The 21,008-nt window shown below is 46.8% G+C and carries 16 protein-coding genes; 5 read left to right on the plus strand and 11 right to left on the minus strand.

Translation table 11 applies throughout. From position 1 onward, the window contains the following. The first annotated feature begins 1 nt into the window (after position 1). From mobA to moaCB, 3 genes are read left to right on the plus strand one after another with little or no spacing between them, the layout of a single operon-like run. Positions 2 to 583 carry a molybdenum cofactor guanylyltransferase gene (gene mobA, locus CLV31_RS16980; protein ID WP_111394235.1) on the plus strand — a complete coding sequence of 194 codons (582 nt, stop codon included), beginning with the start codon at positions 2 to 4 and terminating at the stop codon, positions 581 to 583. 17 nt (positions 584 to 600) lie between these two features. After that, entirely contained in the window at positions 601 to 1,860 is a 1,260-nt protein-coding gene (locus CLV31_RS16985; protein ID WP_245943431.1) for a pyridoxal-dependent decarboxylase, read from the plus strand. Next, positions 1,861 to 2,772 carry a bifunctional molybdenum cofactor biosynthesis protein MoaC/MoaB gene (moaCB, locus tag CLV31_RS16990; protein WP_111394239.1) on the plus strand — a complete coding sequence of 304 codons (912 nt, stop codon included), beginning with the start codon at positions 1,861 to 1,863 and terminating at the stop codon, positions 2,770 to 2,772. A 69-nt stretch (positions 2,773 to 2,841) separates the two neighbouring features. On the opposite strand, the gene CLV31_RS16995 is transcribed toward moaCB, so the two are convergent. Genes CLV31_RS16995 through nirB form a run of 4 tightly spaced genes read right to left on the minus strand, consistent with a single transcriptional unit; the run spans position 2,842 to position 8,253 of the window. Next, positions 2,842 to 3,522, minus strand: coding sequence for a response regulator transcription factor (locus CLV31_RS16995; RefSeq protein WP_111394241.1), 681 nt, complete (start codon positions 3,520 to 3,522; stop codon positions 2,842 to 2,844). A gap of 13 nt (positions 3,523 to 3,535) precedes the next feature. Then, the gene (locus CLV31_RS17000) at positions 3,536 to 5,311 is read right to left on the minus strand and encodes an ATP-binding protein (RefSeq protein WP_111394243.1); all 1,776 of its coding nucleotides are present in this window, start codon (positions 5,309 to 5,311) and stop codon (positions 3,536 to 3,538) included. A 27-nt stretch (positions 5,312 to 5,338) separates the two neighbouring features. Continuing rightward, a complete protein-coding gene (gene nirD / locus CLV31_RS17005) occupies positions 5,339 to 5,749 on the minus strand; it encodes a nitrite reductase small subunit NirD (RefSeq protein WP_111394245.1) in 411 nt (136 codons plus the stop codon). 11 nt (positions 5,750 to 5,760) lie between these two features. Further along, complete coding sequence (gene nirB / locus CLV31_RS17010) at positions 5,761 to 8,253, minus strand: nitrite reductase large subunit NirB (RefSeq protein ID WP_111394303.1); 2,493 nt, start codon at positions 8,251 to 8,253, stop codon at positions 5,761 to 5,763. 122 nt (positions 8,254 to 8,375) lie between these two features. Here nirB and cobA point away from each other — a divergent pair, with 122 nt between their 5' ends. Beyond that, a complete protein-coding gene (gene cobA, locus CLV31_RS17015; protein ID WP_111394247.1) occupies positions 8,376 to 9,149 on the plus strand; it encodes a uroporphyrinogen-III C-methyltransferase in 774 nt (257 codons plus the stop codon). 14 nt (positions 9,150 to 9,163) lie between these two features. Beyond that, positions 9,164 to 9,742, plus strand: a complete 579-nt coding sequence (locus CLV31_RS17020) for a DUF4202 domain-containing protein (protein ID WP_111394249.1) — start codon at positions 9,164 to 9,166, stop codon at positions 9,740 to 9,742. 3 nt (positions 9,743 to 9,745) lie between these two features. On the opposite strand, the gene CLV31_RS17025 is transcribed toward CLV31_RS17020, so the two are convergent. From CLV31_RS17025 to ric, 7 genes are all read right to left on the minus strand, one after another. Continuing rightward, positions 9,746 to 11,170, minus strand: a complete 1,425-nt coding sequence (locus CLV31_RS17025) for a rubredoxin (protein ID WP_111394251.1) — start codon at positions 11,168 to 11,170, stop codon at positions 9,746 to 9,748. A gap of 23 nt (positions 11,171 to 11,193) precedes the next feature. After that, positions 11,194 to 14,712, minus strand: coding sequence for a nitrate reductase (locus CLV31_RS17030; RefSeq protein WP_111394253.1), 3,519 nt, complete (start codon positions 14,710 to 14,712; stop codon positions 11,194 to 11,196). Positions 14,713 to 14,731: 19 nt separating this feature from the next. Next, positions 14,732 to 16,051 carry a NarK family nitrate/nitrite MFS transporter gene (locus CLV31_RS17035; RefSeq protein WP_181452660.1) on the minus strand — a complete coding sequence of 440 codons (1,320 nt, stop codon included), beginning with the start codon at positions 16,049 to 16,051 and terminating at the stop codon, positions 14,732 to 14,734. A 300-nt stretch (positions 16,052 to 16,351) separates the two neighbouring features. Next, a complete protein-coding gene (locus tag CLV31_RS17045) occupies positions 16,352 to 18,616 on the minus strand; it encodes a TonB-dependent receptor domain-containing protein (protein ID WP_111394257.1) in 2,265 nt (754 codons plus the stop codon). 75 nt (positions 18,617 to 18,691) lie between these two features. After that, positions 18,692 to 19,069, minus strand: a complete 378-nt coding sequence (locus tag CLV31_RS17050; RefSeq protein WP_146250920.1) for a hypothetical protein — start codon at positions 19,067 to 19,069, stop codon at positions 18,692 to 18,694. Next, positions 19,062 to 20,198 (minus strand): hypothetical protein, encoded by a 1,137-nt coding sequence (locus CLV31_RS17055; RefSeq protein WP_111394261.1) that lies wholly within the window; start codon positions 20,196 to 20,198, stop codon positions 19,062 to 19,064. Before CLV31_RS17055 ends, CLV31_RS17050 begins: the two co-directional genes overlap by 8 nt. 8 nt (positions 20,199 to 20,206) lie before the next feature. Beyond that, positions 20,207 to 20,935 carry an iron-sulfur cluster repair di-iron protein gene (ric, locus tag CLV31_RS17060; RefSeq protein WP_111394263.1) on the minus strand — a complete coding sequence of 243 codons (729 nt, stop codon included), beginning with the start codon at positions 20,933 to 20,935 and terminating at the stop codon, positions 20,207 to 20,209. Positions 20,936 to 21,008 lie beyond the last annotated feature (73 nt).

Here is a 21,008-nt window from a genome sequence, read left to right on the forward strand (position 1 = left end):
TATGGACGGGCTGTCTGCATTTATCCTTGCCGGAGGCAAAAGTTCACGAATGGGGGCGGAGAAAGGGTTGATTCCTTTCAGAGGAAAACCCTTGATTCAGCATTTGATCGCGACGCTAGCTGAGCTGGAGATCAAGCCTGTGATCATTGGACATCACCCCGAATATCATCAATTTGAAATCTCTGTAATTGGGGATTTGATCCCAGACAAAGGCCCAATGGGTGGGATTTTTACCGCGCTGAGTCACAATGTTTCAAGTCATGCCTTGATTTTGAGCTGCGACAGTCCTTTGATCCAATCAGGTACCTTAAAAAAACTGATCACCATGAAAAGCAACTCGATTGTGGTGGGTCAGAGAGAGGAAAGGATCAATCCTTTTCCCGGGATTTATCCCACCTCTATTCTTCCTCAAGTGAAGCGGTGCCTGGAGGAAAATAAGCTCAAACTACAGGCATTTATCCTTGAGCAAGCGCATCAAATCATTCCGCTGGATCAAATTTCTTCCCAACCTGAAGCAGAATTTACGAATTTCAACTTCCCAAGTGATCTTTTGCCTTGGGAAGAACATAAAGAAAATAAGTAACACCCAGCTATACCACGATGGAGATTAAAATGAACTACTGGAAAAAACTCACCACCGAAGAGCGGCTCGCAAGGGTGCAGCAAGCCCTGAAAGACAATGTTGACTTCTACAAAGATGCGAGTCTCGGATATCCGGCATCTCGTCTGGATGATAAAGTATTTTCCAATGATGCACTGTTTCTGAAAGAAATGCCCGTTCTGAGCACCTTTGTCGCTAATCCCAATCACATCGGCTGTCATACGTTTGGTACTTCGGAGTTTGCTTTCAGAGGTACGCAAGCCATCGAGCGGGAGGTTCTGAGTATGATAGCGGTGGATTTGTTTAAAATCGAAGAAGGACAGTTTGATGGCTATATTTCTCCGGGCGGTACAGAGGCCAATGTGCAGGCCGTCTGGATATACCGGAATGAGTTTATAAAAAAGTATGGCGCCAAATTGGACGAGATTGTCATTTTGGCTTCCGAAGACACGCATTATTCGATTCCCAAGGCTGCCAATCTTCTGATGCTGGATTGGGAAAAAATCCCCGTTGATCCTGTCACCCGTCAGCTTACCTTGGGTGCCGTGCGTCAAAGTGTGAGCGCTTGTCTTTCCAAAGGAAAAAAATATTTCATTGCGGTATCCAATTTGGGGACTACCATGTTTGGTTCAGTGGACGATCCCAAGATGTACACGGATATTTTGAACGAATATCAGTTGCCGTTCCGGTTGCATGTGGATGGTGCTTACGGTGGATTCGTCTATCCTTTTGGAGACTTCGAAAATCAGATCAATTTCACCAATCCGGACGTCTCCTCGATCACCATCGATGCGCACAAGATGCTCCAGGCACCCTATGGTACAGGGATTTTTGTCTGTCGAAAGGGCCTCATTGAAAATGTGCTCACCTCTGAAGCTCAATATGTGGAAGGGATGGACCTGACCCTTTGCGGTAGCCGTTCCGGTGCCAATGCAGTGGCGGTTTGGGTGATTCTCACCACCTACGGACCGCACAAATGGTATGAGAAAATCTCTGTGATCAAGATGCGAACGAACTGGCTCTGTAAGCAATTGGATCAGTTGGGAATTACCTATTTTCGCGAGCCTGAGATGAATATTGTTACCATTCGATCCGAATGTGTGCCTGAATCCATCGCACAAAAATATACCCTCGTGCCCCAATCTCATGATGAGTCCAATCAATGGTACAAAATTGTACTGATGGATCATGTGGAAATCGAGCACCTCAAGGATTTTATCCAAGATATGGTATCTTCCCAAAGTCTAAGTCCAAGCTAAATGGTCAACATCACGCCTAAGAGTAACACCCTCCGCAAAGCCATTGCGCAGGCCAAAGTTAAAGTCAGCCTGCCGGAAACAATCCAAGCGATTCAAAATAGAACTGTCCCCAAAGGTGATGTACTCGAATGTGCCCGGGTCGCCGGACTTTTTGCAGCCAAGCGCACCTCGGATATGATTCCGGATTGCCATCCGCTTCCCGTGGAGTTTACCGCGATCAGCTATGAGATGGGAGAGATGGACGTGACGATTTTCGTGGAAATCCACACCATCTACAAAACAGGCGTAGAGGTCGAGGCCATGCACGCCGCCTCGGTGGTAGCGCTGACGATGTATGATATGCTCAAGCCAATCGATAAAGGCGTGAGCATCGAGCAGATCAAACTCGTGGAGAAAAGGGGAGGGAAATCGGATCGCAACAAAGACCTGGACCAGTCACTCCGGGCCTCTGTCATAGTCTGTTCGGATTCAATTTCGGCAGGAAAAAAAGAAGATAGGGCTGGATTGGTGATCAAATCCAAGTTGGAAAAAGTAGGTGTCCTCGTTCCGGTTTACCAGATTATCCCGGATGAAAAAGATCAGATTCAGCAAATCTGCCTGAAGCAGGTGGAGAATAAGATCGATTTGGTGATTTTCACCGGCGGTACAGGACTTTCTCCTCGCGACGTGACTCCTGAGGCCTTGGAGGAGATTTTGGAACGAAGAATTCCCGGAATCGAAGAAGCCATCCGAAACTACGGGCAGCAGCGCACACCCTATGCCATGCTTTCCCGTTCGGTAGCGGGATTGATCGGGGATACCTTGGTTTTGGGACTTCCGGGTTCGACCAATGGCGCCTCGGAATCCATGGATGCCGTATTTCCAGCCATCCTTCACATTTTCAAAGTAATGGAAGGTGCGCGGCATGATTGAGGGATTTCTTTCTTAATAGGAAAGGATGAAACCTGTCAAATGTGGGAATTTGACAGGTTTTTTTTCGGATTAGGAAGTTAAGGATCTTTTCAAATTAGGTTCATCGTCCACTTTTTTCAAAAGCTCTACCACATTGTTGACTTTGAGCTTTTTCATGATATTAAAACGGTGGGTCTCGATCGTTCGGATACTTTTTCCCAAGCTGTCTGCAATTTCCTTGTTTCCGGTTCCCTCGTAGACGAGTTGTAGGATTTGCTTTTCTCTTTTCGTCAGATCGTAGGGATGCTCCTCTTCAGTGGTAGCTGCTTTTGAAGCAGGATTTTTTTTGTTCAAAAGAGAATTGACCAGGATGTTACTTACATCCCCTGAAAAATATTTCCCGCCCTGACTGACCGTTCGGATTGCTTTTAAAAATTCCTCCCGGCTACTATCCTTGAGCAGGTATCCGTCGGCGCCATTTTCTACTGCCTGTAAGATGTAATCTTCGTCCTGATGCATAGAGAGGATCAGAGAGCGGGTTTTCGAAGAGTAATTTTTCAGCTTGGAAGTGGCTTCCAGTCCGTTCATGTGGGGCATTCGGATATCAATGATCAGGAGGTCAGGCTGTTTTTCTTTGACTTCTTCCAGCGCTTCAATACCATCAGATGCTTCTCCGATGACCGTGATTTCTTTTTCGTTTTCCAACAGCATTTTGATGCCGTTTCTGACCACAACATGATCATCTGCTAGTACGACTTGGATGGGCTGCATAGGTTAGTTTGGATTAATTCTGTTCGAGCGGAACTTCGATATGGATGGAAGTCCCTTTTCCGGGAGCAGTGTCCAGGCGGAAGGTGCCGTGAATATAATGGGTTCTTTCGCGAATATTAAACAGTCCGTTTCCTGAATCAATTTTTGGGTCTGCCGGCAGATCCACATCGTCAAATCCTTTGCCGTCATCCCTGATTTCGAGGTGTAAAAATTGAGGGTTATGGGAAAGGAGTATTTGAATTTTGCTTGCCTCGGCGTATTTGGTGGCATTGTGCACCGCTTCTTGGACGATACGGTATAGATTGTTTTCTATTTTGGGCTCGAGTCGGGACATAAACCCGGTAAGATTTTCAAATTCGACCGGGGTGTGAGACATCTTGCTGACTTCTTGGGCAAGTTTGGCGAGTACGCTGGGTAGTCCATAGTCTGTTAGGGCCACGGGAGTCAAGTTGAAGGAGATTTTGCGGATTTCTTTGATGATGTTGTCCAGAAGTTCCTTGGAATAGGTTAGCCTGTTTTTTTCATGGGTTGATTTTACGGTATTGACACCATCGAGGCTGTATTTCAAAGCGGTAAGGTGCTGTCCTATTCCGTCATGAAGTTCTCTTGAGATCCGTTGACGCTCCTCCTCTTGGCCTTCAAGGATTAATACAGAGCGGTATTGCTGCTCTTTGAGTTTTTTCTCAAGCCGCTCCCGTTGGATTTCACGTGCTTTGGTTTTGGTTTCTTTTGCTTCTGTGATGTCAGTCCCAATAATTCGAATAGCCTCCGTTTGGCCATTTTGATCCAGCGTTGGGATGAGATAAATTCTCAGCCAGATAAAATCTCCGGATTCATTGGTGAGTTTCAATGTGCCATTCCAGGGCTTCCCTTCCTTGAGAATTTCCTGAATCTTACCTAAAGTCCCTTCTTTGGGCAGTTGAGTTTTCAACCAGTCAAACAGGTTGGATGGGCGTTGGTCATTCCACTCCATTGATAAGTCGATTTGCTCAGAAAACCAAGTGAAATTTCCCGAAGAATCAGTTTTTGCCAACAGCTGAAAGTCTTCGCTTTCTTGTCCAGCCAGAGCCAGTTCTACATAGGAGCGTTCCAGGGATTCATACATCGTTGACAGTTCCCTGGCTAGTTTTCGTGCTGTGATTTCTTTCTCTTTCAAGAGCGAAAGCTGATGTTGGATCAGCTTGGAGGAAGGCCAAAAAATAAAGGCCGCTTCGATTAATAGCAGAAAAAGTATGAGCCCGGAAAAAAATAGGGAGGTGTTTTTTAGGGTTCGCAATTTGAAACTTGATTTTTTATCCAAAGTCCCCACCACTGCATCCATGGCAGGAAGGAAGGCTTGCTCCGATTCAAGTAATTTCTCCAATTGTAAGGAGTCAGTCGGGTTTTGAAGCAGATTCCGACTACTATTTAAGATGGATTCAAAAGATTCCCTGGTTCTTTCAAATAGCGGAGGTAGTTCGTGATTGGGCTGCTCCCTGGATAAAGCTTCAAATTCCTTAGCTAGCCAATTTCCGTTTTTTTCAAAAAGTGAAATAGCTTGTGTCAGCCGGTCTTGATGGTCGGTGGAGGCACCTTCCTTTATAAGTAGCAGGGAAAGCTTGGTAATGCGTTGGCTGAGCATTCGCTGTCTTCCTGCCTCATTGATCATTCTTGAATCAGACTCCTGCCCTTGAATGTATTGCTGAAGGAGTACTTGGCCTATAACCAGGAGAAAAGCCAAAATACCGAGGGCTACTACGTATTTGCTTTTGAAATCTTCGTATTCCTCACCTTTTTTTTGTGCTGGCATCTTCTGTTTTATTCAATTCACGTAATACTACGTAATATTTTCTGCTTTCTCAGACTGACTTGTCTCGAAGGGAAGTCCGATATAGAGGTATTCCCCTTCGATTTTTGTAGGATAGGTGGTGATGTGACAATCGTCTCCATTGAGATTTTTACCGTCTTTTAGAGAAAAGGTCTTTTTGTGAAATGGGCAGGCAACTTTCGGTTCTTCCCCGCATGAACCCAACAGCCCTCTCGCAAGCACCATTTGCATCCGGTGCGGACAGAGATTTTGGCACGCGTACCATTCTCCCGACTGTGAAAAATTGAATACTGCAATCTGTTGGTCTAGGTATTTGATACAAGCTCCCGAGTCAATGGGGAAAGCATGGATCGGTGCAGCTTTAAACCAAAAGATGGTTTCTCGTTCCATAAAGGGCGATGCGTTTTGAGAGGTTGTCATATGAATTGATTTTAGACCCAATTGGAGGGTATTTTTTGTCCCCGGAGTGGTTCGAACTGAAGAGAGGAATCCGGCTCCTCTGTATTGATAAATGGTTTGAATCTTGCCCGTAGTTGTGGATTTTCGACCACTTCTTTCCACTCACAGGAGTAGGTATTTACCAGGAATTCCATCTCTCGCTCCAGCTCTTCTCCAAGTCCCAGAGAATCATCGATGACCACTTCTCTTAGATGGTCGATTCCCCCCTCCAGCTTGTTGAGCCAAGTAGCAGTTCGGGTGAGTGGATCAGCTGTTTTGATGTAGTACATAAGAAATCGGTCAATGTATTGGATGCAGGTCTTGGAGTCCAGATCGGTGGCAAAAAGCAAGGCATGTTGAGGCTTGGAGCCTCCATTGCCACAGACGTAAAGGTTCCAGCCTTTTTCGGTAGCGATGATGCCAAAGTCTTTACTTTGTGCTTCAGCACATTCACGGATACAGCCGCTGACCGCTCCTTTGATCTTATGGGGTGCCCGAAGTCCCTTGTATCGATTCTCGATTTCTATGGCAAATGACACTGAATCCTGTACGCCAAAGCGGCACCATGTCGATCCTACGCAACTTTTTACCGTTCGGAGTGATTTGCCATAGGCATGTCCGCTTTCGAACCCTGCTGCGATTAATTCTTCCCAAATATCCGGCAGCTGATCCACTCTGGCTCCAAAAAGGTCGATCCGCTGTCCTCCTGTGATTTTGGTGTAGAGCTGATACTTCGCGGCCACCTGCCCGATCACGATGAGTTTTTCAGGCGTGATTTCCCCGCCTGCAATGCGTGGCACCACAGAATAGGAGCCGCCTTTTTGGATATTGGCCAAGTAGCGGTCGTTGGTGTCCTGGATGTGTTGATGCTTGACAATCGGTTCGTTCCAGGTGCTGGCGAGAAGTGACGCCACTACTGGCTTACAGATTTCGCAACCCTGTCCGCTGCCAAATTCATTGATCAAAGCACGAAACGTTTTGATTTCTTTGATTTTTATCAAATCCAAAAGCTCCTGTCTCGTGTATGAAAAATGCTCGCAAAGCGTGGTTTTAACCGCTTTTCCGAGTTTTTTAAGTTCAGAATTAAGCAAGTCATTCACCATTGGGAGGCATCCTCCACAACCAGTTCCTGCTTTGGTGCATTCCTTTAGGGAGCTGATATTCTGATTTCCTTCCTGTACTGCCTGACAAAGATGGAGCTTAGTGATATTCTCGCAGGCACAGACTTGTGCAGAGTCAGGAAGTGCGTCTATTCCAAAACCCTGAGCACTCTTTCCTCCTCGGTTGCCCAAGATCAAATCTTCTGGCTCGGGAGGCAATGCCATGTGGTTTTGGAAGAATTGGTGCAGCATTCCGTACTGAGAGGTGTCTCCAACCAATATTCCCCCGAGCAATCTCTTGCCATCGGCACTGATGTTGACTCGTTTGTAGATGCCTTTGGTTTTGTTTTTATACAAGATGGGTTTTGACCCCGGAGTTTCTCCCAAAGCGTCTCCAAAGCTTCCGACTTCCACTTCGATCAGCTTGAGTTTGGTGGACATGTCAAATCCTTCAAAAGGCTTTACCTCTTTGCCGATGAGTTGATTGACCACCTGAGTGGCCATTTCATAGCCCGGGGCCACCAATCCATAGATGAGACCACGGTGAGAGGCTGCTTCTCCGATAACGTAGATATTGGGGTCAGACGTTTTCAAATGATCATCTACCACAATCCCTCCCCGGGGAGCTACTGCCAATCCTGTTTTGCGTGCCAGTTCGTCCCGGGGCTTGATGCCTGCCGAAATTATCAACATATCCACCTCGAGAAAGCTCCCGTCCGTAAACTGAAGTCCCTTGAGCTTCCCGTTTCCCAGTATTTCGGAGGTGGTTTTTTGAAGGTGGATTTGAATTCCCAATTCCTCCATTTTGGTTTTGAGCAAGAGTGCTCCTTGGTCGTCGAGTTGCCTGGCCATTAGCCTCGGGGCAAATTCTACCACATGGGTTTGTAAGCCTAAGTCCAATGCTGCTTTTGCTGCCTCTAATCCTAGCAAGCCTCCTCCAAGAATTGCGGCAGATTTGCAATGGGATGCATAGCTTTTTAAGGCTTCCAGGTCTTCCAAAGTCCGATAGACAAAGACTCCTTTTTTTTCTACTCCGGTGATCGCAGGGACAAAAGCTGACGAACCTGTGGCCAAAACTAAGTAGTCATACTGGTGCTTATTTCCCAGATGGTCGATCACAACCTGCAGATTTCTATTTATCTGAACAATCAGTGTGTTAGTAAGGAGCTCGATGGACCTGTTTTCATACCATTCCCGAGGGGCAAGCAGAAGCTCGTCTTTGGCTTTTCCTTCGAAAAAAGAGCTCAAGTGCACTCGGTCATAAGCCGGCCATTGCTCTTCCCCAAACACCTGAATTTCAAAGTTTTTTTCCTGATCGGCCTGGTGGAGCTTTTCGCAAAACTTGAATCCCACCATACCATTTCCTACCACAATGATCTTTTTCATATTTCCGCCCATGTAATTGATGTCCTTGTTTCGAAAAGTTTGCTGAACAAAATTAAAATTATTATTCAAAAAGCAAGTAAAAATACTTAAAAATATTATTTTTGATTTTCTTAATACTACGTATGAATACTCAAGCTAAGCTCACTTTACTGGGTGCTGGTCCAGGGGACCCCGAGTTGATCAGTCTTAAAGGAATCAAGGCACTTCAGACTGCGGATGTGATATTGTATGATGCTTTGGTCAATGAACAGCTACTTGACTGGGCACCTGCACACTGTCTGAGAATCTTTGTCGGTAAACGGGCGGGCAGGCATGAAAAGCAGCAGGAGGAGATCAATCGGATGATTGTAGGTTACGCGCAGGCGATGGGGCACGTGGTCCGGTTGAAAGGAGGCGATCCTTTTGTGTTTGGACGCGGGGCTGAGGAAAGGGATTTTGCCAAAGCCTATGGTATCAAGGTGGAGTATATTCCCGGAATTAGCAGCAGTATTGCTGTGCCGGGTTTGGCAGATATACCCTTGACCCAACGTGGTATGAGCGAAAGTTTTACCGTTGTGACCGGTACTTTACGAAATGGAGAAATCTCCCCGGATCTCAAACATGCTGCCTCTGGTCAATCTACACTGGTGATTCTAATGGGGTTAAAGAAGCTGGACAAAATCGTTGAAATCGTCGGAAAATCGAGAGGAGGCAGCGAAGGGATCGCGTTGATTCAACAAGGTTCTACTTCAGGTCAGCGGGTCTTGGTAGGCAACTTGGGAAACATCGTTTCCCTCCAGCATTCTGCACAAATTCAGTCTCCTGTGCTGATCATTATTGGTTCTGTGGTCAGAAATCGTCACTTTGAGCAGCAAATCTGGGAAGATTTCAGCCATTTTATTTATGCACAAGTTTAGCCCTTTCCCATCTCATGAATCGATTTGAATCGGTCATTGCCGATATAGATAATGAAAACGCTCAGGATCCCAATCTAAATTCTGAAGGTCAACCTGAGGGATTGGTGTATGGAGTTCGGATGAGTGCTCAGCTGGATGAATTTTTACCAGAGGCAAGTGAATACCTGAAAATTGCCGCCCGAGCACAGCACCTTCGCCGATGGGAAATCCCCAGGGAAGCCTATCCTTTGGATCGAAAAGGCTATCTGACTTGGAGAACTGAACTCAAGCGATTCCATGCCAAACTCGCCGGAAAGCTCATGGAGAAGTACGGGTATTCCGAATTGGAAGTACAGCAGGTAGGGAATCTGATTTTGAAGAAGAATCTAAAAACCAATGCTGATTCTCAGACTTTAGAAGACGTGGTTTGCTTGGTTTTTTTGACGTATTACTTGGGGGATTTTGTGAATAAACATGCGGGTGAGCGGGAAAAGATCCTGTCAATTCTTCAAAAGACTTGGACGAAAATGTCTGAAAAAGCCCATCAAAAAGCCTTAGCGATTGCTTTTGAGCCCAAGATCAGGGCCCTGATTGCGGATGCCTTGGGTGCTTGATGCTCAGCGAAGGCGGAAGGCCGATTTTGGAGCCTCGCATACCGGGCAACAGTAGGAGGACGGTAACTTCAGAAAGTCTGTTCCGGGAATGATTTTGGAATAAGGGTCGCCTTTGGAATCTTCGTACTGATACAGGCACTCACTGCATTGGTAGATTCTATTTTCCATTTCGGGTTTTGCTCCATCTATTTCTTTTTCCGGCTTGTTTTTTTTCTGGTCCAGCTGCTCGTAATACAACACACTGAGATCAATGAGTAAGATGGGGATGGCTTCCAGTACCACTGATTTGGCAAAGGTGTAATAATCTACCTGATTGGGATTGAAGTCTTTGGAATAAAGGAGATTGAAGGTGTCGGGTTCGGAAAGATTGTTTTTGGGAAGTTTTTCGATGACAATCGAAGTAAATGGAATCATATGCCGGGTTTTGACAGAAAAAGAAAGTCCATAGGTGCTGATGTCCAGTTTGTCCAATGCCCTCACGAGGTAATTTTTGATCCGAAGGGCTTCTTCATCCAATACCGGGAGATGCCAATTGAGTTCGAGGGAACTATGCCGGATGTTGATTCCCCAACGACCGAGGAGCTTCTCCCAGCTGATCCTGTCCTTTTCCTCAATTCCTCTGACGATGAAAGATTTCCATGGGGTAAGGGTGAGTTTGCCGATATTGGTTTTCAGGCAGTGTTCGCATAGAGCTTCCAAAAAATTGACCGTAAACTGATTGTTTCTCCAATACAAGCCTAGCCAATATTTTCCTCCGGAGATTCGGTTTAGTCCTTCATAATAAGGCGTGATTGTTTCAGGAAAGTGAAGTTCCTGAGGAATAGGCTGAGTAGCCAGTCCAAGGGAATCAATCGCTTCCTGAATAATCTTAGCGTAGTTTTTTTGACCGGATTTTGGGTCAAGTTCTTCGATTTTTTTGGCTAAAGCTGCCAAATCAAAGCCAAAGAAAAGATGAGGTGCGCACCAAGGTTTTGACTCCAGCTCTGAAAAGCGCAAGTATAGATACCAGTAGTTTTCTTTGGTTGAGGCTACAAAATTCAGGTTACCGGTGAAAAGCGGAACCATGTTCTGGACGGGATCTGTCAGATTGATTTTCAGCCTGGGTTGGTAATCAAACGTGTCCAAAATGTAATGATAACTATCCGAAGCGAGCCATTGTGTAGTTGGCATCACATCCAGGGCGGTGTAAGAACTGACAATGTTTTGATGGGTGTCCTGCTCAAACTCATAAGGGAAACCCATATTATCCAACCGCTGAATGGGGTTTTCGCTGTTGGTGCGGAGTGAAGGGAAGAGAATGTCCTGCCTCGAACCGAGATGAATATAGGAATTGCCCAAGGCTTTGGCTGTCTGAATGACTTTAAGGAAATCTCCCGGAGAAATAATTCCACCTTTGACAAAAACCCGGACAAGTTCTGATTTCTTCATGTGCAGCGTACTAAAACGGAAAGTTAGCAGGTTTGGGGAAAGGATGGTAGGGATTGGGATTGGAGTTCCAAAAGTTGCTTTACCTCAGGCTTGCAACTCCCGCACCCAAGTCCTGCTCCGCTTTCTTTGCATAGTTGCCTAAACTCCCGTGTCCCGGCTTCGATTAGCTCCAGGATATTTCCTGCTCCAACATTAGCGCAGCTACAGACCAACTTGCCTTTTGGGGCGGGCTTGGAAGAAGACCCCCGAAGCAATTCATTCCGTTTTTCGGAGAGTTCGGTGCGTTCTTCGATCAGGCGTTTAAATTCGGCAAATTCAGACTTGTCGCCCAATAGGATGGCTCCAACCAATCGGTCTTGATGGATGATGCATTTTTTGTAATATGCCTTGGACTTGTCGATTAGGAGTATTTCCTCATAATCCTTGGAGTTGGCGGGGATTTCCGGAATGCCCATGGAACATAGGTCCATGTCTTGAAACTTCAGAATGTTCATCGGGATGGTTCCGGTGTAGAAAGAAAGCTCATCGCCGTTGAGGAAGCGGGCTGCCACATCTGCCTGCTGCTCTGCCGCCGCAGTGATGCCATTAAGCTTTTGCTCAAACTGGGCGATTTCACCCATGGCAAGGATATCCGGGTCTGAAGTCTGTAGGTAGGCGTTGACTTTGACTCCCATCCCGCATTCCAATCCGGCATCTTTGGCCAGTTCCATGTTGGGTCGGGTGCCTATGGCATAGACAACTGCCTCACAGGAGAGGGAGAGTCCACTTTTTAAGAATACTTGTAAGCGCTCCTCTTGGCTAGGCTTTATCTGGTGAACCTGATTGTCTAAGTATAGAGTGATGCCCATTTCTTCTATTTTTCCAGCCAATAGGGAGCTGGAGACTGGGTCCAACTGCCGCTCCATCAGTCGGGAGGCCAATTGCACCAAAGAAACCCGGATTTTGAGTTCGCGAAGAGAGGCGGCAAGCTCTAGTCCCAATAGACCTCCTCCGATGATGAGCACATGGCCGCGCCCCTGAAGATGCTGCATCAGTCCGTCAGCATGTTGCTTATTGCGCAGGGTGAAAATACCGGGAAGGTGAACAGGTGCGTCAGGCGGCACGAAGGCCCTGCTTCCTGTGGCCAAAATCAGCAGGTCATAGGAATGAATCTGGCCAAGCTCATCTTCTACTGTTTTTTGGGAACGGTTGATTTTCTGAATCCCGTTGGATTTGTATAGGTGAATGTTGGTCTTGGCCAGTTCCTCTTTAGAAAATTTTTGAAGCTCGTCCCAGCTTTTGTGCCGGCTGACATAGTCAGGTAAGAGGACCCGGTTGTAAAATGGGTGCGGCTCTTTGGAAAACACGTGGATTTCATCGTTGGAATTAAGTTCACGATAGGTTTGGATAAAGCGATAAGCTGCGGCCCCTGCACCGACGATGATTATTTTCTGAAGAGGCTTGGAGAAGGGTTGGACTTCGACCGCACTGAATTTGAAGTCAGGCTGGAAAGAGTTCGGATCGGTCGAGTTTCCTGTCAGCCTATTCGTCTTTGCGAAGGAATTGCCCAAGATTTTTCCCCAGTGCATGGGAAGAAAAACAACTCCTTGGCGAATGTCAAGACTCAATTTAGCCCTGCTTTTTATTTCTCCCCTGCGACCCTTGACCCAGACCACATCCCCTTCCTTGATCCCCCTGGAAGAAGCATCCTCAGGATGAATCTCCAAAAAAGGAAGAGGAATATGTTGCTGAAGTTTCTGGACCAAGCCAGTCCGTGTCATCGTATGCCACTGGTCCCTGATTCTTCCCGTGGTTAAGATTAAGGGGAAATCCGGTGAACGTTCCTCGTGTTCTTTTTGGGGGACGAAAGTGATCATTCGGGCTTTTCCGTCAGGGTGGGCAAATTTCTTATTCAGAAATAGACCTTTTGCCTCAACGGGGTTTGATTTGGGATATGGCCATCTTATGCCCCGGTTTTTTTTCAGAATGGAGTAATTCAATCCTGAAATGTCAATGCGGGTTCCCTCCGTGAGAGCAGCGTGTTCCAAAAAAACCTCTTCCGGATGCGTGCATTCCAGGGATCGAAAGCCCATTTTCAAAGCAAATTTCTGAAGGATTTCCAAGTCAGGAAGCGCTTCACCGGGAGGTTTGGCAAATGCACTGAGGTGTGATATTCTCCTTTCGGAATTGGTCATCGTTCCTTCTTTTTCTCCCCACCCAGCAGCCGGTAGTACCACGTCGGCATAGGAAATTGCCTCGTTTTTGACAGAAATGTCCTGGACAACCAAAAAGCGGGCCTTCTGTAGTGCTCGTTCGGTCAGGCCCGAGTCAGGCAAACTGACCATGGGATTAGTGCAGATGATCCAGAGCGCTTTCAGTTTTCCGCTATTCAGAGATTCGATCATTTGAGTGGCCGTGAGTCCTGGGGCTCCGTTGATTTTTTCCACACCCCAGAACCTGGCCACCTCCTCTCTGGCAGAAGGATCGCTCAGTTTGCGATGGGCAGCAAGTAGGGTGGACAGGCCTCCGACTTCCCTTCCTCCCATCGCATTGGGCTGGCCGGTGAGGGAAAATGGTCCACTTCCTTCCTTTCCGATTTGACCTGTGAGCAGATGAAGATTGAGCAATTGAAGGTTTTTATGCACTCCCTGTGGACTTTGATTCAGTCCCATCGACCATAGGCTCATGAAATTTTTACTTTTTCCAATCCAATGTGCCACTTGAATGAGCGTCTCCAGATCGGATCCGCATTCGGCCGACGCTTGGGTAAGGTTGATTCCGGAAAGGGTGTTTTTAAAGGTCTCAAATCCTTCTACATGGTGCTGAAGAAAGGTCGAATCCGAGTAGTTTAAATCAATTAATAGTTTTCCCAAAACTTGGAAGAGCAAGGCATCAGTTCCGGGTATAATGGAAATGTGAAGATCTGCCAGCGAAGCGGTTTGTGTCCTGCGGGGATCGATCACGATGATCTTGGTTTCCGGATGGCGTTCCTTGAGGGCTTCTACCCGTCTCCAAAGAATTGGGTGGCACCAGGCCGGATTGGCTCCTGCCACCAAGAGCGTGTCTGCTTGATCCAGATCTTCGTACGTAGGTGGAACAAGGTCTTCTCCGAGAGCCAAGGTGTAGGCAGTTACCGCTGAACTCATGCATAAGCGGGAATTGGTGTCGAGGTTGTTGGTTCCTATAAATCCCTTTACAAGCTTATTGATATAATAATATTCTTCCGTAAGACACTGTCCTGAGACATAAAATCCCACGGAATCTGGGCCAAATCGCCGGATCAAGGCAGCAAATGTTGCTGTGGTACGTTCGATGGCCGTATCCCAGCTGACCCGTCGCAGCTCATGGCCTTTGCTTATTCGCATTTGGGGGAAAAACAGTCGTTCGCTCTGGTTTTCCAGGACATAGTTCAGATTTCTTCCCTTTGAACAAAGCTGTCCCTGGTTGACCGGATGGTCGGGAGTGCCTTGAAGTCGGATTTTGCCGTCTTTCTCTTTTGAAATGGTGATTCCGCAACCGACTCCACAATACGAGCAGGTGGTGGCATATGAAGTCTTGCTCATACCCGAATAGGTTGATAGGTTAGTTTGGAGTGGTTAGCGTGGCCAACTGAAGTTCTTCCAAGGCTGTTTTTTCCTCCTGAGGGCTGAAGCGAACAGCCAAGGAAAGCACGCTGACACCAATTACAGCTAGGCCAAGTATCCAAAAGGCATTGGAATAGCTAAGCGAATCCATCCGGAAAAGTAAGCCTGCCATGACAGCCCCGGCATTGCCCCCCGCTCCAACGATGCCGGATACCAGCCCTGTGTTTTTTCGGTTGATAAAAGGGACGACAGCAAACGTGCAACCCTCGGCCATTTGTACAAAGACACTGAATAGAATCAACAAGGGTATGGCAAAAAGCAAAGCTGAGGCTTGGGAAAACCAGACTAAGAAAATACCCTCCAAAAGAAGGACTCCGCCCAATACCAGGACTCTTCCTTTCAGTCCCATTTTTCCTCCTGCCCGATCACCAAGTAGTCCTCCCAGAGAGCGGGCAAATAGGTTCATCAATCCAAAAAGTCCGGCAATCAGTCCGGCTGTGGCCAAATCCAATTGGAAATAATCATGAAAGTAGATGGCTGCGACATTGTTGACTGTCAGCTCCATGCCGAAGCAGGCACCATAAATGACAAAAAGCACCCAAACGCGGTGGTCTCCGACCACTTTTTTTAGAGATTTTTGGGTGTTTTTTTCTGATTTTTTAACACGACGGAATTCTTTGAAATTTCCCTCTGGTAGGTCTGTGGTCCATCTGTAGTACGCGATTCCGGCAAAAACCATCGCAACACCCGGTACAGCCATGGCCCATCTCCATGCGCTGGATTCCACAAATCCCAGTCCTACCAATCCTGCAAAAATCAATGGCATTACGATTTGGGTGAATCCTCCTCCAAGATTGCCCCAGCCGGCTGTGGTCGCGTTTGCAGTCCCGACTACATTGGGAGCAAACATCAGTGTCGTATGGTATTGGGTGATGACAAAACTGGCTCCAATGGCTCCGATCGCCAATCGATAGATTAAAAACGTCTCGTAGGAATGGCTCAACCCAATCAGAAAAAGGGGGATAGAGCCGATGATGAGTAAGTAAGTATACGTAATACGAGGACCTATTCGATCGAGGATCCAGCCAATCGCCAATCTGGCAAAAATTGTAACAGAAACTGAAGCAATCATTAGGTTCCCAATTTGGGTTTTGCTCAATCCCAACTCATCCCGAATGATGGGCATGAGCGGTGCAATTCCAAACCAGCCAAAGAAACAGAGAAAAAATGCGATCCATGATAGATGAAATGCTCTCATGGACGCAGTACTGAAATTGAAGAGCTCAATTCTGGAAGCTTTGGTCGTAATCGTAGTCATGGCGAATAGGTTTGAGATGAAAGAAAATATTCTGGTGATCTAAAAGTATGATAAAAATTAAAAACAAGTAAAAATACGTAAATAAATTTTTCAATAAATTAAGTAAATACGTAAAAACAGATTCCTGGTCAGGATGAAATACTAGTTCACAGGAAGGATTGGTGGGATTGGAGGTGTGCTTTGCAAGAAAAAATGGAAGGCAGGGAGAAAAGAAGACCTGAGCCATAGGTTGGGATGCTGCTAAAAAAGGTCAATCAAAAAGCGACTCCCAAGGAAGTCGCTTTTTGATTCGTAGAGGACTCAAGGAAACTTAAAGTTCACCATCACGAAGTAGTTTCTCCCCGGTGCGTACATGGGCGTTCTATTGGTTCCAATAGGTCGAGAAAGGTGCTCGTAGTAGGTTTCTCCGAGCAGGTTTTGTACCCCGCCCTTGATCAGGAGCATTTTTCCAATCGGATAGCTGGCATCCAAGTCAAGCAGGGTAAATCCGGGAGTTTGTCCTTCTCCAAATGCCTCCGAGACTCGCTCCTGAGCTAATACATGTCTTAGATTGATGCCGCTTTGAAGCTTTCCCTGCAGGAAATGACCTCTCATGCCATAGCGTAGATCCAAAGGAGCAATCTCAGGAAGTGGCGCATCCAGGATTAGATCTTTGCCATAGGTGTAGGCCACGCCTAAGGTTTGGCTGAGATGAGCGCTGAGTTGTTGTTTGAAATTAAGTTCAAAACCTGTTTTTACGGCTTCATCTACATTTACATATTGTCTCACTCCCGGACTGGTAGCCAACCTGGGCTTGAGGTCTGTTTTCACTGAGGAAATGTAGTCTGTCATGTAAGAACCGAAAAGTGTGAGTTCGAGGGAGATTTTCTCACGACTGTATCCAAGCACCAGATCCAGTTCATTGTTGGTTTCAGGTTTGATCTGAGGGTCGCCGACAAGCTCCCAAGGATCGAGTCCCACAGCCAGAGAATTGATGTATCGCCCCAAAAGGCTTCCGCTTCTTCGGACCCTCGCTGCCCAGATCCCCAGGCTAAATGCCTTTCCCAAATCCCGCTGTGCGCCGATGCTGAATCCCGGATTGAGTTGGGTGTTTTCCACTTGATTATGCAATTGTGCAAACTCTTCTGCAGGATTGTTGGCTACAGCCTGATTCACTTCCAATCGGCCGGATGCACTGATGACAGTTCCACCTAGGGGCAGAAGGTAGTTGGCAAAAAGTCCGGTTTTTCGAATCTGTGAGTCTTGCCATAGGTTGTCATAAAAGATTTTGCCTTTCATGGGGCCCATGGTGATTTCACGGGTTCGGGTGCCGTCGGCGGCTTCTTCTTTGAAGTCTATTCCGGCAAATAGTTTTCCCTGATCAAATTTCCATTCCCCTTCACTTCTGAAACCCCAATTTTGGGTAATGGCGGGCGTGGCTGCATCCATCATCCGAGGCTCGCGGAGCAGGTTGTCCATCAGGTGATCCACTCGGGTGAAATAGATAGCATTGGTCCATTGACTCAAGGTCCTTCCGGTAAAAGAGCGGGTGTGCTTCACACTTGCCATCCAAGTGTCATCGGTGCGAAGGTCCATTCCCAAAGATGGAAAATCCACGTCTCGGGCAAAGTTGTGATTGACCGAAACTTGGAATAGGTCTTTTTTGCTCGCTTGGAGGTCTGCATACAATCCGAGAGTTCCCCGCTTGAAATTGCCGGGTACGGGATTTCCATCTCCATCCAAGTAATCGCTTCCCAAGGAGTAGCTTCCCAGGACTCCGATGTCGTAGTTGGCCCCCTGAAACCCAACTCTTGCGTCATTTCTCCAGACATCCCCGTTTGACTCAAAAAGGGAGGATAGTCGTCCGTAAACACCTGACGTGGAGGTGAAATCGGGGGCCTCCTGAATGTAATTGATGGTGCCTCCCAATCCTATTCCGTACCGAAGGGCATGAGGGCCTTTGAGGATCTCCACTTCCCGGATTCGGTTGAGAGCGACTTGGGAGGTTGGAGGATCCATTCGGTTGGGACAAGCGGCATTGGCAGATTGGAGACCGTTGACCACGATGTTGAGTTGATCGTATTTGAATCCCCGCATGACCGGATCAAAGCCAAAGCTGCTGCTTTTTCGGATTCCTGAAACAGCCGGATCCAGGCCAAGGATCGCTCCTGCGTCATGGTGAAGTCGTTCCTGATCCGAGATGAGGATTTTCTTGTCTTTCTCCTCACTCATTTTCAACGCAATGACCGAGACAGGCTGAAGGCCATGAAGCTGTTCTCCACAGGAGATGGAGCCGTTTTTAATGGCATGGGATACTTCCAGAGGGTCGAGTGTCCAGCTGCCATAGCTGAGGTGGCTCAGGTAGAGCCAGGTTTCCTTGTCGGTCAGCAAATGAATGACGCCGCTTCCATCCGAGATTCCTTTTTGGAATCCATAACGGTATGTGACACCTGGAATCCCCTCAAGGGTGGCAAGATCGAGAATGCGTAGGGATTGTTTTTCCTGAGCAAAAGCAGGATAAAGGATATGGAGTGCCAGGGCAAGGGCAAAAATCATCCTTGCAGCTGGCGAAATGAGCTTTTTCATGGGGTTTGAGTTTGGTAATCAAAAAGGGACAGCTGTCCTGAATCGAGCGGTTGCCGATTCTTTTCTGAAGAAAAATCAGCCTTGAGGCGGGTGGAAAAAGTCTTTTCCTAAATCCTTGGTATGGCGAATTTGATACTTGGGTGTATTCTCGGTTGAAAAACTCAGATTGCGATTCAGATTGGTTTTTTGACTTATACTTTGTGCTACAAAAGTCAAATTCAGTTCCTCAAGGGTGATTTCTGCCTGACTTTCATTTTGGTCCTTGGCATGGGATAGTCTTTTGGAAAGCTCACACTTGCCATCACATTCGAGTTTGGGTTTGTCCTTATTGATACAATAGATCGCCGTGATCTGCTCCCGATCCAGGTAAAAATGAACCTGAATAAACGTATAGCCCATGCCATTGAGAAGGATGAGCAGAATTAGGGCAATATGTAGGCAAGTTTTAAGCACTTGTATGCAAAAATGATCGCTTTTTCAATTCTCCTTGGTGACTTGAATTACCGACCGGCGGAATTCGCTTGTTTTGCCTGATCTTCCAGATGACCACCCCGATCATCAACAAGAATTGGAGTAGAATCAGGTATCCATTGGCGACTCCGAAGAATTGGCGAAGCTGAAATTCTCCCAGTATACTTGCCGCAATCCTTCCCAAAAGACTGACTTGAAAGCCGAACCAAGTGATCCATAAGATCGAATGGTAGGGCGTCTCCCGGATTCCGAAAATGGTCGGGAAAATAATCGGTGCATGTGCCCAAATCATCGAAAAAGTGAATCCCAAAAAGAAGGTATGTAGCATAAGATCGTAGTAGAGGGAGTGATTCTCCATCCCGAGTAAAATCAATCCGTGAAGTCCCAGCCACACATAGCCGACACGGAGTCCCATGCCGATATACCGGAATTGGGCTGTTTTGCGGGCAGCGACTTTGGCCATGTCAAAAACCAAAAGCCAAGCTGAAATCAATAGGGCGGAAATTCCCATGATTTCATTTCCCCAAGCGTGGAATGGAATAATCAATCCCAAAGTAAAAAGTGCAAGGATGGATTTTAGGGCGTTTTTTGACCAAGATGGAACAGGTAAAAACTGACTCAACTCCAGTCGTTCTCCCACGATGGTAAACAGCAAAAAACCGATCCACCAAGTACTTCCTGCCGCAATGAGTCCCGTCTGCCAAGCGAGGAAGTTGCCAATAAACCAAGAAGCGGCACCACCATACAGTAAGGCCGTGTGGAATTTGGGGTGTTTGAGGGTTTGCAGATGCATGATCAGACTCAGACCCAATGAACCGATCATCAGCAGGATCATCCCCACTTCAGAATATCCCATGGAAATGGGCAGCATGGAAACTCCCGTTAGAATGGGAATGATTAGCCACATTTTCTTTTCCATAACCATCGCCCGCTCGATGGATATCAGCGTGCCGAGGAAGCCTCCTGTCATCAGCAGGCCGTGCTGGGCAGCAGATTCGGAACCGGGGAGCACCAGATGCCCCAGTCTGATCCATCCCCCTGAAATGCCCAAAACCAGGCTTATAAAAACCAGGGGAAGGAGATGATAGGGTTTTAGGATAGCAGAGGACATGAGGAGGCTTAGTTCAGGTTTGCAGCAACCTCAAGAGAAATGGCTTCGGGAAACAAGATGTTTCGCTCGAGATGCATATGTTTTTGCATGCTGACATCAAATTCTTCCAATAAAGCGAAGGCCACCTTGTAGGTGTTGCAGGCATAAGCAGGCGGAGTGTAATCATTCGAAAGTTGTCTGATTTCTTCCAGGCAGGCACCTTCTTGCTCATGGTCTGCCATCAATTCGTAGATCAATTCCCGGATTTGTTGGAAAGAAGGACTCAGTAGTAAACGTTTGCGCTCCTCGTCAGTGGATATTTTCCGGATGAATGGGAAAATAATCAACTCTTCCTGCTCCAAGTGTCTTTGCAAGTCTTCTGAAGAATCCTCAAATAAGGATTTGATCTTTTTTAGGTTAGGTTCGTGTGCTCCGTGTACTTTGACTACACGCTTTAGAAATTTGCGGATCAGCGGAATTCGCTCCCGGATCATGGCATGATGCTTATTTTCAATGTAATTGGCCAACAGACTCAAAGGCCAGCTTTGGTAATCGAAGTGATCTTCGGAAGGGGAGGTGAAAGCTTCAATTAGTTTTTCGAGAAGTAAATGAGGATCTGCTTTTTTTCTGGTACAGGCCTCCTGGATCGTTTGGTCTCCTTTGCAGCAAAAGTCTATTCCAAAGGTTCTGAATACCAAGGCTGCCCTGTAATCTTTTGAAACGATCTCTCTGATGGGTAGCTGAGCAATATTTTCCATATAATAAAGGATAAAAATATCCGCTTTAATTTTTAAAGAAAAGGGACCGAGTCCCTTTCCATGTCCAAATTTA

The sequence above is a fragment of the Algoriphagus aquaeductus genome (genome assembly GCF_003253485.1).
GTDB lineage: Bacteria > Bacteroidota > Bacteroidia > Cytophagales > Cyclobacteriaceae > Algoriphagus > Algoriphagus aquaeductus.